The 643-nt window shown below is 75.7% G+C and carries 1 pseudogene; it reads right to left on the bottom strand.

The window, feature by feature from the left end:
* Nucleotides 1–643 (bottom strand): annotated as a pseudogene (locus HUW36_RS33880) (type I polyketide synthase); the annotation flags it as partial.

Here is a 643-nt window from a genome sequence, read left to right as displayed (position 1 = left end):
GACCAGGCGGGCGTCCGCGCCGCGCCGGGTCAGTTCGGCCACGGCCGTCTCCGCCTCGGCGGCGCCGGCCGGGTCGGCCACCACCCACCAGGCGCCGGTGAGGAACGCGACCGGAACCCCGGCGTACGGCTGCCAGACGGCCCGGTAGCGCAGGTCGTCGAGCGTCGACCTGTCGCGTTGCCGGCGTCGCCAGTCGGCGAGCAGCGGCAGCGCGGCGCCGAGGCGGTCGAGCGACTCGGTGGCGTCCGACGCGGTGAGGTCGGCCAGGGCGGCGAGGTCCTCGTTGTCGACGGCGGCCCAGAACGCGGCGTCGGCCCCGGTCGGGGCGTCGGCGGTGTCGACGGTGCGGGTGCGGGGCCAGTAGCGCTCCCGGTCGAACGCGTAGGTGGGCAGGTCGACGACGTCGGTCTCGGGCAGCACGCGGGTGAGGTCGACGGGCAGGCCGACGGTGTGGGCGGTGGCGAGGTTGGTCAGCAGCCGGGTCGGGTCGTCGTCGCCGCGGCGCAGCGTGGACAGCACGTGGCCGGTGGTGCCGGTGTCGTCCAGGATCGCGGTGACCGGCATGGCCAGCACCGGATGCGGGCTGATCTCCACGAACGTGCTGTGTCCGGCGTGGATCGCGGTCCGCACCGCCGTGTCGAAC

It is taken from the genome of Micromonospora maritima, assembly GCF_902825405.1.
Taxonomy (GTDB): domain Bacteria; phylum Actinomycetota; class Actinomycetes; order Mycobacteriales; family Micromonosporaceae; genus Micromonospora; species Micromonospora maritima.
This window is presented reverse-complemented; position numbering and strand designations above follow the sequence as displayed.